The following is a 14,102-nucleotide window of genomic DNA, read 5'->3' on the forward strand; positions in this document are numbered from 1 at the left end:
GCAGGCTTCATAGAGCAGCAGCAAGACGCTACAGAGAATGCCACAAATGCCACAAGCGGAAAAATGCCACAAATGACAGCGGGTGCCGAGTGTCGGGTGTCGAGTGGAGTTCGGTCACACGGCGGCAGCGGCGGATTTGGCGGGCACAACGACTGAGTTCACACGGCGACCACGGCGGGAAGAGGAAAGGGAAAGAGTTCGGAGTTCGGCGTTCGGCGTTCGGAGCGGCAGCATGGGGGGGGTGAGTGCGAGTGTCAGCCTTAGAGTTGCCGCCCGTTCCTCTTAATCTGTGTCAATCTGTGTAATCTGTGGATGTTTCCTCGTTTCTGCGTCCTTCTGCGTGTTCTGCGGATGATTCCTGTCTTCTCGCTGTGGTCGCCGTGGCTCGCCGTGTTCGCCGTGTGAACTCAGTCGTTGTGCCCGCCAAACCCGCCGTGTGACCGTGTGCCCGAACTCCAAACCGCCCCTACCTTAGCCGGACGTGGTCACCCTCGTCGTATTCCTTTTCGGAGGTCCCGCCGTTGTCTTCGTAAATGATCTTGAGCTTTTTGCTGTGGCCTTTGTAAGGGTCGACCCCAAAGGTTTCGTTCGATACCTCGAATCTCACGCCGTTCCGGGCGAACCGCCGGACAATCTCGGTCACGTCGACATACCGGCCATGAGCACCGTATACGGCGCGCACGACGCGAGGCCCATACTCATCCTCACCGCGGTAGTCCGGCTCCCTGCCGATAACGCGTCCACGGAACACTCCTCCCGGTCCTGCCGGGTATCCTTCCGGCCCCGCCGGATACGGTTCGGGAGGACCTTCCCGGCCGGCATACGGCGGTGGCCCTTCGGGACCTTGAAATCGAAATACCTGGTTTTCTTCCACACGCCGCGTGATCCGCTGTCCGTCAACGGTATAGGTGATCGTGAGGAATTTCGTCTGGCCGGGTGCGGGATCCGTACCGAACGTCCTGCTGCTGACATAAATCTCGCCGCGTTCCTCGGCGAGTTCCTGAACCTGCCGGGTCACGTCTATGCCGTAACCGCCCCGGCCATAGAAGGCGGACTGCACGTAAATCTCTTGGGCCAGCCCGAGGCCGGCGGTCGCCAGCCAGAACCAGAGTACGAAGATCGGGGATGATGATCTCATAAAAAATGCCACAAGCGGAAAAATGTCACGAATGGCAGAAGCGGAAAAATAGCATGAATCGCAAAAGCGGAAAATCATCCCAACGAATTATCCGTCCAGGGCATTCCCCCAACGCCGGCGCCGGAGACCGCCGGAGCAACGAATGCCGCAAACGGAAGCCGGGCGCCCGGAAAGGTGCCACGAAGGATTGCCTTCAATCGGTGGCAATTTTTTCACTGCGGCACTCGTGGCATTCTCTCCTATCGGGCGGGCGGGAAGGATGGATTGCTGGCCCGGGTATCCGCCGTGCCGGCCGGCTGGCCCGTGGGCAAACGCGAAAACGAGGTGCGAAGTCGCGGAAAGGCGCCGGGGTATTGGGCCTGGAGAAAGGAAAGGAGGTTCTCCCGGATCTCGCACCGGAGGTCAAAGGTCACCGGGGCGGTCGGAGCGCTTGCCAGGACACGGATCTCCACGCAGTCGGGTTTAAAATCGGTGACTTGGAAAGCAAACACGCGGCCGTCCCACCGCTTTGAGGCCTGCACGATCCGCTGAGCTTCCAGGCGAAGTTCATCCAAGGGGACGAGGAAATCGACGTAAATGAAAACCACCCCGATCAAATCGGAACTTTGCCGGGTCCAGTTCTGGAATGACTTTTCGAGAAAATAGGTGATCGGCACGACCAGGCGCCGCAGGTCCCACACGCGAACCACGACGTAGGTCAGGGTGATTTCTTCGATGACGCCCCATTCTCCCTCGACGATGACTTCGTCGTTGATCCGCATCGGTTGGGTAATCGCCAGTTGCAGGCCGCCGATGATCATGCCCAGCGATTTCTGCGCGGCAAAGCCGGCGATGACCCCGGCCACACCCGCCGAGGCCAGCAGACCGGTGCCGAGTTGGCGCACAGCTGGAAAGGTCATCAGCAGGGCCCCGAGACCGAGGATCACGATGACGAACACCAGCAACCGGCGAAGCATCTGGACGCGGGTCTCAAGCCTGCGCTGCTTGTAAGCGTCCAGTTCGACGTAACCTGATCGTGAAATTACCATCGCTTCGATGGCCAGGACGATCCGGACCGATAAGACCGTGTTGATGATGATGCCGGCCAGGGAAGCGATTTGGTACCCGATTGCAGCCCAGGCGTCCGGCAACTGGAGCATGTAGATGACGGTCGAAAATGCGCAGAGAACGACGTTGTAGTAGAGGGCTTCACCGACTACCGGCAGAGCCGCGAAGTACCAGGGGGGCGACGGCCGGGCGGCAAATTGGGTCAACCAGTGTTGGACCAGGCGTACGATCCGCAGGAAGAAGGCGGCCGCGGTCGCGAAGTAACCGAGACCGGCGATCTTGGCGGCGATAGCGAACGTCGGGTATCCACCCAGCGCCAGCCCGATGTGAGGCAGCAGCGGCACGCAGGCGAAGAAGGTGCCGGTGAAAACGAAAAATCCGGACAGCGCCCGCCGGACCGCAAACAGGATCCCGTTACGCCAGTAGCGCTCCGTGATCGGCCTGACCGGGCCGAGCGAATGAAATTTGAACAGCAGGAACCGGGTGAGCCACGCCAGAAGCAGCCCGATAGCCAGTACGATCAATCCAAGCAGGATTTTGGCCGGGGTGATCGCAAACAGCAGCGGCTGCCGGCTCCAGCCGCCGAGCACGGTGCTGAACTGGAGCGACAGCACATCGATGAAAAAGGAAAAACGCTCCGCAATGGTCTGCAGCCAGTCAAATTGAGCGGGCACGTACGGCGTCGAGGGCACGTCTTCAAGCATGGTGTGCGTTCGCACGGCCGGTGCGATCCCGGCAATCATCGCCAGAATGACCACCGATGGCAACAGCGCTTTGCGCATGGCAACGAGCCCGCGTTAGCAAGGTGATTCCGGAGGAACGATTTCCCCGGTGCGCTGGTCCAGTTCGTTCTCTTCGCCGGCCGGCGCTTTGAAACCGCCTTGGCGTGGCGGTAGCACGGGGCCGAAAGTCAGGTCGCAGAGCCCGGACAGACGGTCGCGCAGAAATCGCCGAACCTCGTTCTCATCGAAATGGGGCAGGTCGCCAGCCCGCGCTTCGAGGTAGAACTCGCGGGCGGCGTACAGCAATGCGACTTCCTTTACTTCCAAATGAATAAGATGAACGTGTTTGCGCAGCCCCTCACGAATTATCGGCCCGCTTACCGCCCAGCCCGGCCTGGGAATTTCAGCCTGTTCCGGCGTGCGGAAGATGACCAGTTTCCTCAGTTGCGCAGCGTCGTAAGCCCGTTCAGACTGCGCGACCAGAAACCTCCATTGCTGATGCTGCAGCTCGCGGAAAAACGCGAAAACGAGCCGGTTGCCTTCGGGATCAGGTAAAACCAGTTCTGCGTAGGGAGGAAGACCGGCGATGCCGGCCGGTTCAGCTTTTGTCCCGTCTGCAGGCAGGATCTCACTTACCAGCCAGCGGAACGCGTCCGGGTCGTAAACCAGCTTTTTAGCGGTGGCCTCAAATTCCGCGACGTGACGCTGCAAAATCGAATCCGGGGTTTCCGGCCGCGGCGGCTGGTTATCCCACCGGGCACGGCACAGCCTCATGAACTCGCGCGCGGCAATTTCGCGGTTACCCGGAAAGAGTTCGTCGAGCCACGGATCTTCAGCGAAGCGGGCCGAAAGTTCGTCGGGAACCTGCGCATCGTGCATCTTAACCCGGATAAACTCACGCGCTTCGATCCGCCGGACGCCTTTGAGCTCCAATGGCGGAAGGTCGAACCGGGCCTGCCCGGCTGAATCGATAAACGACCAGATCCGGCTTTGCCAGATATCCTGGTTGGCCGTGACCAGCGTGAGCTGGCCGGGCAACTCGTCGGTCATGCGCCTGATCGCCGTCCCCAGGGTCATCGCCAGCTCCGGCCGGCTCGCGTAATCTTCCGTCTGGTCAAAGCAGAAGAGAAATGGCCGGAACGCATAAGACCAGCGGCAAAGGCCGAGCAGGCGCAGCCAGCATTCCTGGTTGATCTGCGACAGGTTTTCTGCCGCCGGTACCCGGTTTTGGAATCCGAAGGCCTCGGCGTGTTCGGTCTCAAAAGGCTCATACCTCAGCCAGGCGACGCTTGCCCGAAACGCTTCATCCTCGCGCCCCGCACCAGCCAGGTGGAAAAACGCCGTGGACCACGTCCTGGAGGCGCGAATCCCGAAAACCTCGTCGCCGACCAGGGGCAGAATCGCCGTCAGGAAAATCTCACGCAGGGTAAGCGCCAGCGGGTGGTTCGTTCCCGGATGCAACGAGACCTGGCCGCTTTCAAGCATCGCAATCACTTCCGCCGCATGGCTGAACAGGAGAAGGCCGCGCCGGAGAATTTCACTGGTTACCCGGCAAATGACCGAGTTGGCAAAGGTTTCTATCTTCCAGCGGCCGGTTGCAGGTTGCGACTCATCGATCGAGCAGAGTTCATTGACGGTGTGGTTGAGCACGGCCTGCCAGACCAGGGCCGGTGATTGGAAAGGCGTTTGGTGAACGATCGTCGCCATCCCGCCGAGTTCATGGTAAAGGCGGCCGATCAGGTGGCTCTTGCCGTACCCCGGTGACGGCGAAAGCACCAGCTGCGCCGCCGGGCGCCGCAGGTATTTCGGCACGTTCTCAGCCGTCAGGAGCAGAAAACGTTGCGTTATCCGGTCGAGCACTGGCTTGTTGAGGCTCGCCACCGAGCCGCCGCACTCCTTCGGGTTGCGTACCACGGCCGACTCGAACGGGTTGATCGGGCTGTTCATCGGAAAAGAGTTCATACTTATCAGTGGATTGGGCAAACCGCGGTCCGGCTCCCGAGCCGGAGATCAAAAGCGGATCAGGAGCCGTTTGGTCCCGAGATGCTCGACGGCCGCCTCCCGTTGAGCCTCGGTGGCTGCCGGCCAATGGCCTTCATCCAGAGAGCCGCGACCGGATGCGATCACCTCCTGGCGAATCCATTGCTGCAATTTCGCTAACGGGACCTTCAGCTCGCCGGCCAGATCGGCGATGAAAACGGCGGAGCCGAGTTGGCGCACCCGGACCTGTTCGTACGCTTCGTAAACCGCCGGGTACGAAAGGCTTTCCTCCCGGGCGGGGACATCCCCCGGCGATTCCCTGCCCGTAGCCTCCCGCTGCACCAAAGGCAGGTGGGCGATGTGGACGCAGAGCTTTTCGCCGTTGTACTCCAACTGCGCGACCTGCCCCATTTGCAGCAGGCGGTCCAGTGCCGCCCCTACGAGGGCTGGATCTTGAACGCCGCGCCTGATCTTCATGCCCGAACGCGCCACGAGTTCCGGGAGGGAATGCAGGTGCTTTTCCAAGTGATCCGCTTCGGCCTCGATCAGCCGTTCGATCGAGCCGCGCGGTTCATCCAGGAAATAACGGCGCTGCAGTTTGACGACCGTACCCTGGGCCAGCAACTCCTCCAAGGCCGCGAGCCGTGCCTGTCGCCGGGCGCCGCTGACCTTGAGCAACTCGGTTCGGCTGCGCGGCCCGGCCTTCAGCAATTCCAGCAAAGCATTCCGTTCTTCAGGTGCGGTCTCCATGACGGCAGGCAACCGTATATTCTAGCCACGGGTGACCCCTTGTGAATCGAAAAGCCACATTGCCCTGGCGCCAAGGGGCAGTGCCGTTTAATCATAAAAACTATCCCCCATGAGACCCGAGCCATCCACCCTGCAAATCGATTTCAAGAACCGCCGCGCACTGGTAACCGGTGCCGGCAAGGGCATCGGTCGCGACATCGCCGTGATGCTCCACCGTTTTAATGCCCAGGTCGTCGCTGTCAGCCGGACGGAATCGGACCTCAAAAGCCTGCGCGATGAGACCGGTTGCGAAACCATCCTGGCTGACCTTGGAGATCCGGCGGCCGCCCGGCGTACCGCTGAACAGGCGGGCGACATCGACCTGTTGGTTAACAACGCGGCCATTGCGATCCTCCAGCCTTTCTTAACGACGACCGTCGAGGCCTGGGACGCCACCATGGCGATCAATCTGCGCGCGATTCTGATCATTTCACAGGTGATCGCCGCCCGGATGATCGAGCGCGGCGTCGCGGGCTCGATCGTCAATGTCTCGAGCATGGCCGCGTTCCAGGCGCTTCCGGATCACGCCGCCTACTGTACCTCGAAAGCGGGTCTGGATCAGTTCACCAAGGTCATGGCCGTGGAACTGGGCCAGCACGGTATCCGGGTCAACTCCGTCAATCCGACCGTGGTCATGACCGAGATGGGCAAACGCGCCTGGACCGATCCGGTCAAGGGCGGGCCCATGCTGGCCCGCATTCCCTTACGCAGATTTGCCGAATGCGAGGATATCGCTTCGGTGGTTTGTTTTCTGCTCAGCGACGCCGCCGGCATGCTCAACGCCCTCGCCTTGCGAATCGATGGCGGCTTCCTGGCCACCTGAATCCATCCACAGATTACGCAGATTAACACAGATTAAAAAGGATCCGCAGAACACGCAGAGAACGCAGAATAAATCCATCCACAGTTGACGCTCACACTGCGGGCGCAGCGCGAAGGCCATCGCCGAACCCCGAACCCCGAACCCCAAACGCCGAACCCCGAACGCCGTCCCCCTCTTCCCGCCGTGTTCGCCGTGGCTCGCCGTGTTCGCCGTGTGAACCTCAGTCGTTGTGCCCGCCACACCCGCTGTGCCCGCCGTGTGACCGGACTCCATCCTACCTCGGGTTCACGACGCCGGCTTGCCGGCACATTGACAAAAGCGCGCACGTCGAGCACTTGGGCCGGGTACCGGTACAAACGAATTTGCCGAACGGGACCAGCCGCTCGTTGATCTCGATCCAGTATTTTTCCGGCAACCTGGCGGCAAGCGCTTTCATGGTGCCTTCCGGTGAGGAGGTAGCGACGTACCCCCAGCGGTTCGTGACCCGGTGCACGTGGATGTCGACGGGGATAGCCGGACGATTAAAGGCCACCGCCAGGGTCAGGGCCGCGATCTTTGGGCCCACCCCGGAAAAAGCGGTGAGCCCTTCCATCGTGTCGGGAACCCGGCCGCCGTGCTGATCGACGATTTGCCGGGCCAAGCGCTTCAGGTCGCGCGCCTTCGGTTCCGGAAACGTGGCCCCGTGCAGCAGCTTTACCAGTGTCGATTCATCCAGGTTGACGAAAGCGTCAGGCGTCCGGGCCACCTCAAATAACCGCAAACTGACCGGCACCGTCGTTTCATCGCGCGTCCGGGCCGAGATGAGACTCGCCACCAACTGTTCGAAGGGCGAATCATACCCCCGGTCACGCAGTTCGAACATCGCGGCTTTGGGCAGCCCGGCCGTTACCCGCCGCAGACGCGCAAAGACCTCGTCGATGTCAAACGGTTCCTTCTCCTCCATCCTGGAAGAGAATGCCACAAATGCCACAAATGAAAATCTGCCGCAAATGCTGAACCGAAGGATCCCATCACTACTACGAGTCGAGCTAAGCCGATTATGCGCATCGGCCACCGTAGCAATGGGGTGACGGCGGAAAAATCAAGGTACGGGCAAAATTCACGATCGCCCGGCGCGGGCCGGCGACGAACCGGGCGCTTGGAGGTATGGTCCCGGCGTAATGACGGTGGGTACGAATGTCCCTGGGCGCACCGGCGCGACCGATTTTTTTCCGGTCGTGATCGCTTTCCATGGTGACCTCGGGTTCTTTCTCAAACGCCAGGAACGATCGGCCCAACCTCCGTCCGTCGTGACCCGGGTCCTGAACCGGAAAACTTCCGCCAAGGATGTGATTGAGGCGTGCGGGGTACCCCATCCTGAAATTGACTTGATCGTTGCGGGCGGGGAACCCGTTGACTTCTCCGCGCACGTTGAAACCGCCACGAAGCTTGAGGTCTACCCGGTATCCGGCGACGGGCCATTCCCCTCCGCACGGCTCCAGGCCCGTAACGTTCGCACGTTTGTGGCCGACGGGCATCTGGGCAAACTCGTGCGCAACCTCCGTCTGTTGGGCATTGACGTGAGTTACCGGCCCGAGGCGGATGATCGCGACTTGCTCGCCGCCGCGGTGAGGGAAAACCGCGCGCTTCTGACCCGTGACCGGCCGCTGCTCATGCACCGGATAATTTCTTGCGGGTATTATCCCCGCTCGCAATTTTCCCTGGAACAAACCGTTGAGGTAGTCCGGCGGTTCGGGTTGGCGCAAACGCTGGCCCCGTTTACCCGCTGCCTCCGGTGCAACGGGCAGTTGGTCGTGACCACCAAAAACGCCGTCATCGATCAGCTGGAGCCTTTAACGCGGCTCTATTACGACGACTTTCAGCAGTGCCTGAACTGCGGCCAAACCTACTGGCGCGGTTCGCACCTGCAAAAACTTGAGAAGCGGGTGAAGACCCTTACCGATTCCCTGTAGTCCGGCAGGCAGGGGTCCCGAAAGCTTCTTTGCCGCCTCGCTCGATCCGGAGGTAGGACCGGGTGCCGGGTGTCGACGGCATGATCTTTGCCCGCGGCCGGATCTCGGCAGGCGCCCGGAATGAGCGTGGCCGTCGGGTGCAGAATTTTCTACGCCAGGTAGCTTCCGGGTTGCTCGACCACGGGGCCTTCATCGCCCCTTGTCTACCACCATCGCCACGTTGGCTCATGCAACGTTTTCGTGACGTAGGCATCGCCACCTGTGCGGCCGCCCATTTTCTGATCGCTTAACGACTTCAATCCGCACTTGCGCCTGTGCAGCCTTTTCGATAACACGACCTCCGCACCGGGAATACGTTTGAAGGTCACCTTCAGAACCTAGAACCTAACCGCTGACCGCCCGGGTATTTCCGATACCGGTAACCCGTCCGGGCAAGCCGGCCCTACCCCGGGTTGTCGCAAGCCCTGAGCTGTTCTAAGATGACCGGATGGCAGTCACCATCGCGCTGGAGAATTCCGCCGAGCAGATCGCGTTTAACCTGAAACGCTGGGCTGAAGTGCTTGCCGATCCGGAACTGGCCCGCTTGCCTCACCGGATCGAGACCGACCGTCACGGCCATATCCTCATGAGTCCACCCCCAGCACCCGCGCATGGTGACCGCGAGAGCGAGATCGTCTTTCAGCTTAAGACTTTGTTGCCGGAGGGACGAACAATCACCAATTGTCCTGTTTCTACCTCTGACGGCGTCAAAGCCCCCGACGTGGCGTGGGTCGTGCCGGAACGCCGGTTGGAAGTGCGCTCCATGATCTGTCTTACCCGAGCTCCGGAAATTTGCGTGGAGGTGCTTTCCCCTTCAAATACCGTCAAAGAAATCCAGGAGAAAACCGCTTTGTATTTCGAAGCGGGGGCATCCGAGGTTTGGATCTGCAACGATGACGGAAGCATCCGGTTTCATTTTTCAACCCCACCTGGCATCCGTCCGCGTTCAGAGCTTTGCCCGGCATTCCCGTCCAGGATCGGCGTCGCTTGATCGATCGCGCTTTGGATGACACCCGACAGCCTGTTGGCGCCTTGCGGTAGCGGGCGGCAGGGTAGACGGTGACGAATGGTCATCTTGCATGTGCATGTGCATGTCCGGTCCGAGCATCTGAACGCCTTCCGGGAGGCAACCCTGGAAAACGCCCGAAACAGCATCCAGGAGCCGGGCGTTCTACGATTCGACGTTGTCCAACAGGTTGACGATCCGGCACGGTTCGTCCTCGCGGAGGTTTATCGCGACGAATCCGCGGTCGATGCGCACCGCCGGAGCGCGCATTACGCAAAGTGGCGGGACTTGGCTGAGCCGATGATGGCTGAACCCCGGAGCCGCACCCTGTTCAAAGCCGTGTTTCCGGAAGAGGATAAATGGAAATGATAAAGCCGTTCGAGTTCGCCACGGCTGCCCGCATCGTTTTCGGGAACGGCGCGTTCCAGCACGTTGGTGAACACGCGCGGGCCCTGGGCCGCCGCGCGCTGGTGATTACCGGACGCGACGCGGGACGGGCCAAGCCGCTGCAGGGACTGCTGGCAGCCGAAGAGATTGAGGCCGGGGTATTTTCGATCGCCGGGGAACCGTCGGTCGACCAGGTCGTCAGGGCGCTGGAGCAGGTTCGCCAGACGGAGCGTGACCTGATCATCGGATTCGGCGGCGGCAGCGCGGTCGATGCGGCAAAGGCTGTGGCGGCGCTGGCGACAAACCCGGGTGAACCGCTCGATTACCTGGAAGTGGTCGGGCGCGGCAAGCCGCTCACCCGGCCGTCGCTCCCGTGCATTGCCATCCCGACGACGGCCGGCACCGGCGCAGAGGTAACCCGCAACGCCGTGTTGAGTTCCCCGGAGCACCGGGTCAAGGTCAGCCTGCGCAGCCCGTTTCTCCTGCCGAAGCTTGCCGTCGTTGATCCCGCGTTGACCATCGATTTGCCTCCTGAGGTGACCGCCTGGACGGGGCTCGACGCGCTCACTCAATTGATCGAACCGTACGTTTCCGCCCGCGCCAACCCGCTGACCGATGCACTCTGCCTCCAGGGTATCGAGCGGGTTGCCCGGTCCCTCCGGCCCGCCTTCCACGACGGGACGAATCCGCAGGCGCGCGAGGATATGGCTTTGGCCAGCCTGCTCGGCGGTCTTGCGCTGGCCAATGCGGGCCTGGGTGCCGTCCACGGATTTGCCGCCCCGATCGGGGGGATGTACCCGGCGCCGCACGGAGCCATCTGCGCCGGCTTGCTGCCGGTCGTGATGGAGATTAACGCGCGCGCCCTGCGCGAGCGCCAACCGGACGCCGAAGCGCTCCACCGTTTCCGCGCCGTTGCTCAAGTGCTTACCGGCAGGCCCGACGCCGCCATCTCCGACGGGATCGAGTGGGTGGCGGCGTTGTGCCGTGAACTTCGGATCCCAGGACTCGGCTCCTACGGGATCAGGGCGGAGGATTTTGGTCCGATCGCCGAGAAAGCCCAGAAGGCAAGCAGCATGAAAGCTAACCCGCTTACCCTCAACCGGCAGGAACTCGAAGAATGCCTCTCGCGGGCGCTGTGACGGCCCCTGGCCCGCAACCCGGCCCCCGGCCCGCAAACCATCACGTAAAAGACGCAAAAGCCGAAAAGGTGCCCATTCCGGGCTAACGCATCGGCATATTCACCGCGTGCATCAGCAGGATCATAACGCTGAGAAACAATGTCACCAGGACGGCAGCCATCCCTAAACCTAAGAGTCCGATCTTTAGAGTGTTGTAGTCCGGTTCAGGCTTGCGCGGATCGTATTTCATGATGAGGGTCGTTGGATTACTCGAAAGGCTTTTATTTTTTTTATTCTCCATGACGAAGCCGGTCCAGGCAACTGCGTAGTCCCGATGAGGCGTCCAGCGGGCACCGGTACGCGACGTAAAGGTCCGGTCGCACCAGGACCGCCGTCGGGTTTGTGATTCCGTAAGTTTGATGGGCAAGGCCGGTCCGGTCGAACAGCGTCTCACCCGCTCCGGGATCCGGGCCGCCGCCGGGGTTCGGGCCGCGAATGACGAGCGCCGGGGCAACCAGTTCCCGGTAAGGTTGAAGCGCCTCGAGAAGGCCGGTCCAGAGGCCGTGCGCGGCTTGCACGTCGGAACCGGAAAAACCGAGCAGCGTGTATTGGTTATGGCGGAAAAGTTCAAATAAGCGTCGGGCCTTGCCGCCGTCCGATACAAAAAGCTCCGCATCCGGCGCACGGTCGCCCGCGTCCACTTTCGGGCGCGTGATCGGGTTTACGCCGAATCTGCGGCGGTAATTGACCTCGAGCTCGCTTAAACGCAAGGCGGCCGATTGTTTGACGGGAAGCGCGCCCACCAGCGGAAGCAGCAACTCGCGGGCGCGATCGATCCAGGGCCCGCGCAACAGGGCCAGGCGGGTCAACCGGTCCGTGAGGTTGAGGACATCCCGCGCCACCGGCATGCGTTCGGATGCATACGTGTCGAGAAGATCCGGGTGCAATTGCCCGTTTAGCACCGCGGCAAGTTTCCAGCCCAGGTTAAAGGCGTCCTGGATTCCGGTGTTCATGCCTTGGCCGCCGGCCGGGCTGTGGATGTGCGCCGCGTCGCCGGCCAGGAACACGTTTCCTCGCCGGAAACGTTTAACCATGCGGTGCGAGACGTGAAACCGCGACGTCCAATGCGCGTCGGTAAGTTCAAGCGGAAACGGGCAGCGTGCGGTGACCAGAGGCCGGATCGCCTCGAGTGACGGCTCCGCGTTCCCCGTTGCCCCCGGCTCGGGGGGCAAGGCGTCCTCCATGATGAGGCGGCCCCGGCCCCCTTTGAAGGGAAAATAGGCGAGCAGCCCGTTCGAACTGAAAAACGCGTGCAGCCGGTCTGTGCGCAACGGGGACCGGACGGCGACATCCGCCAGGATAAACCCTTGTTCGTACGGTTTACCCTGGAATTCGAAGCCGAGTTGGTGGCGAACCGTGCTGTGGGCACCGTCGCACCCAACGGCCCACGTAAATTGGGCGGTTTCTTCCTGACCATCCGCGCGCCGCAGACGGGCTGAAACGGCCTGGCCGCCGGCTTCAAAATTCAGGAGTTCCGTTTCCCATTCAACCTGCCCGCCCAGGGCCTTCAGGCGTTCGAGCAAAATCCGTTCAGTTTGGCTTTGCGGCAGGCTGATCACAAATGCGTAGGACGAAGGCAGGCTATCGAAACTAAGTTCGAGCACGCGCCGGTCATTCTGATAAAAGTAACCGCCATAAAGATGTTGCCCTTGTTCCAGCACCGGGCCGGTCACGCCCATGGCTTCAAACACCTCCAGCGTACGTTGAAAGATGGCCAGCGCCTTGGAATGCGTGGACGGACCGGTTTTCTTGTCGATTAGCCGGCAGCGAATCTGGCGGCGGGCAAGTTCCACCCCGAGCGCCAGTCCCACCGGACCGGCGCCGACGATCAAGATTGGAGGGCTGGCATCAGGCATAAGCTGGAAACGAGGGTTAGGTGGCGGGGCAGGAGCGCCGGCCCGCTTGCGGGCACACCTGGTTGGTGATTGATCGAGTTTCGCAGGGGGACCAGGCCTTTACCAGAAAGAATCGCATGCCGCTGGTCACGACCAATGAGGCTGCTCCCAGACCTCGTAGTCCCGTACTCCCAGGGATAGCCGGTATCAGCCGGCCCTGAAGCGTTTGGCACGTGGCGTGACCTGTCCCTATTCGCCGCGGGTACGTGGGAAGCGAGAGCACGCCATTCGTAGCGAGCACTCCATTCGCGCACCATTCGGACCTGTCCCCATCTCCTTTCGACCTGTCCCCGTGTTCTTGCGCGTTGCACGACGCCTTCAACGGCATCGACTGGACGTGGCTATCGATGGATGGGGCGATGAGCAAGGCGCCCTTGACGGGGAAAAAGACAGCCGACAACCGGGTCCAGTCCCGTGGAACGCACCAAGCGCGCTGTTGATGGAGGCTAGCGGCGCGCCCGCGGGCGTAGCCGTCGGGGGCGCCAACCGCAACGACTTCAAGCTCTTGGCCGAGACAATTCAGAGCATCCCGGTCGCGCGGCCCACGCCGTCGGCCGCTGAGCCCCAGCACCTGTGCCTGGACAGTATCCGTTCGACCAACCCCACCTTACATCTCGGCGGGAATGCTGGTTGAGTGAGTGGATGAACGAACAAGCGCAGGGGGTTACCCCAAAACCGCGGCGCAGCCAAACGGAAGTGCGACGGCTCGTCGAAGAGTTCAGGCAAAGCGGGCTGAACCGGAGCCAATTCTGCCGGCAACGCCAACTGGCCTTGAGCACACTTAAACGCCATCTGGCGAACGAGTCGGCGGCACCGGCGAATCGTCCCGCGGCCGGCAGCCGACTGATCCCAGTCGAAGTGCTCAAAAGCCGGCGCACCCCGCCACCGCCGGCTCACGATGCCGGGGTGACCATCCTGTTGGCCGGGGGTCGGCGCATCGAGGTCGCCCCCGCGTTTGATGCGCACACCTTCCACCGCGTGGTCCAGTTGCTGGAGGCCCGGTAAGTTCATGTGGGCACTTTCGGCGGCGACGCGCATCTATTTGGCGCCCGGGCCGACCGATCTGCGCAAGGGGTTTGACGGGAATGGCGCTAAGATAAGGGCAGTTTGGGATCATTTTTGCGAGGGCGTCGGCGGACCCCTGGG

At 61.8% G+C, this 14,102-nt stretch carries 13 protein-coding genes; 6 read left to right on the plus strand and 7 right to left on the minus strand.

Features of this window, described 5'->3' with window-relative positions:
• Positions 1-466: 466 nt before the first annotated feature.
• From JO015_21120 to JO015_21135, 4 genes are all read right to left on the minus strand, one after another.
• Entirely contained in the window at positions 467-1,138 is a 672-nt protein-coding gene (locus JO015_21120) for a hypothetical protein (GenBank protein ID MBW0001605.1), read from the minus strand.
• A gap of 239 nt (positions 1,139-1,377) precedes the next feature.
• Positions 1,378-2,967 (minus strand): mechanosensitive ion channel, encoded by a 1,590-nt coding sequence (locus JO015_21125; protein ID MBW0001606.1) that lies wholly within the window; start codon positions 2,965-2,967, stop codon positions 1,378-1,380.
• A 15-nt stretch (positions 2,968-2,982) separates the two neighbouring features.
• Complete coding sequence (locus tag JO015_21130) at positions 2,983-4,869, minus strand: hypothetical protein (protein ID MBW0001607.1); 1,887 nt, start codon at positions 4,867-4,869, stop codon at positions 2,983-2,985.
• 48 nt (positions 4,870-4,917) lie between these two features.
• Positions 4,918-5,637 carry a hypothetical protein gene (locus JO015_21135; GenBank protein ID MBW0001608.1) on the minus strand — a complete coding sequence of 240 codons (720 nt, stop codon included), beginning with the start codon at positions 5,635-5,637 and terminating at the stop codon, positions 4,918-4,920.
• A 136-nt stretch (positions 5,638-5,773) separates the two neighbouring features.
• Between JO015_21135 and JO015_21140 the strand changes: the two genes are divergently transcribed.
• Positions 5,774-6,499, plus strand: coding sequence for an SDR family oxidoreductase (locus tag JO015_21140; GenBank protein ID MBW0001609.1), 726 nt, complete (start codon positions 5,774-5,776; stop codon positions 6,497-6,499).
• A gap of 274 nt (positions 6,500-6,773) precedes the next feature.
• On the opposite strand, the gene JO015_21145 is transcribed toward JO015_21140, so the two are convergent.
• Positions 6,774-7,442 carry an endonuclease III gene (locus tag JO015_21145; protein MBW0001610.1) on the minus strand — a complete coding sequence of 223 codons (669 nt, stop codon included), beginning with the start codon at positions 7,440-7,442 and terminating at the stop codon, positions 6,774-6,776.
• A gap of 274 nt (positions 7,443-7,716) precedes the next feature.
• Between JO015_21145 and JO015_21150 the strand changes: the two genes are divergently transcribed.
• From JO015_21150 to JO015_21165, 4 genes are all read left to right on the plus strand, one after another.
• Entirely contained in the window at positions 7,717-8,451 is a 735-nt protein-coding gene (locus JO015_21150; protein MBW0001611.1) for a hypothetical protein, read from the plus strand.
• Between the two features lie 487 nt (positions 8,452-8,938).
• The gene (locus tag JO015_21155; GenBank protein ID MBW0001612.1) at positions 8,939-9,481 is read left to right on the plus strand and encodes a Uma2 family endonuclease; all 543 of its coding nucleotides are present in this window, start codon (positions 8,939-8,941) and stop codon (positions 9,479-9,481) included.
• A gap of 75 nt (positions 9,482-9,556) precedes the next feature.
• Positions 9,557-9,865: an antibiotic biosynthesis monooxygenase gene (locus JO015_21160; GenBank protein ID MBW0001613.1), complete on the plus strand. Its 309-nt coding sequence runs from the start codon at positions 9,557-9,559 to the stop codon at positions 9,863-9,865.
• Positions 9,862-11,022, plus strand: a complete 1,161-nt coding sequence (locus tag JO015_21165; GenBank protein MBW0001614.1) for an iron-containing alcohol dehydrogenase — start codon at positions 9,862-9,864, stop codon at positions 11,020-11,022. The genes JO015_21160 and JO015_21165 overlap by 4 nt, the downstream gene beginning before the upstream one ends.
• Positions 11,023-11,104: 82 nt before the next feature.
• On the opposite strand, the gene JO015_21170 is transcribed toward JO015_21165, so the two are convergent.
• Complete coding sequence (locus JO015_21170) at positions 11,105-11,251, minus strand: hypothetical protein (GenBank protein ID MBW0001615.1); 147 nt, start codon at positions 11,249-11,251, stop codon at positions 11,105-11,107.
• A gap of 40 nt (positions 11,252-11,291) precedes the next feature.
• On the minus strand, positions 11,292-12,917 hold the full coding sequence (locus JO015_21175; GenBank protein MBW0001616.1) for an FAD-dependent monooxygenase: 1,626 nt from the start codon (positions 12,915-12,917) through the stop codon (positions 11,292-11,294).
• A 681-nt stretch (positions 12,918-13,598) separates the two neighbouring features.
• On the opposite strand from JO015_21175, the gene JO015_21180 reads away from it, so the two are divergent.
• Entirely contained in the window at positions 13,599-13,961 is a 363-nt protein-coding gene (locus JO015_21180; protein MBW0001617.1) for a hypothetical protein, read from the plus strand.
• Positions 13,962-14,102: the final 141 nt, after the last annotated feature.

The sequence above is a fragment of the Verrucomicrobiota bacterium genome, from assembly GCA_019247695.1.
Classification (GTDB): domain Bacteria; phylum Verrucomicrobiota; class Verrucomicrobiia; order Chthoniobacterales; family JAFAMB01; genus JAFBAP01.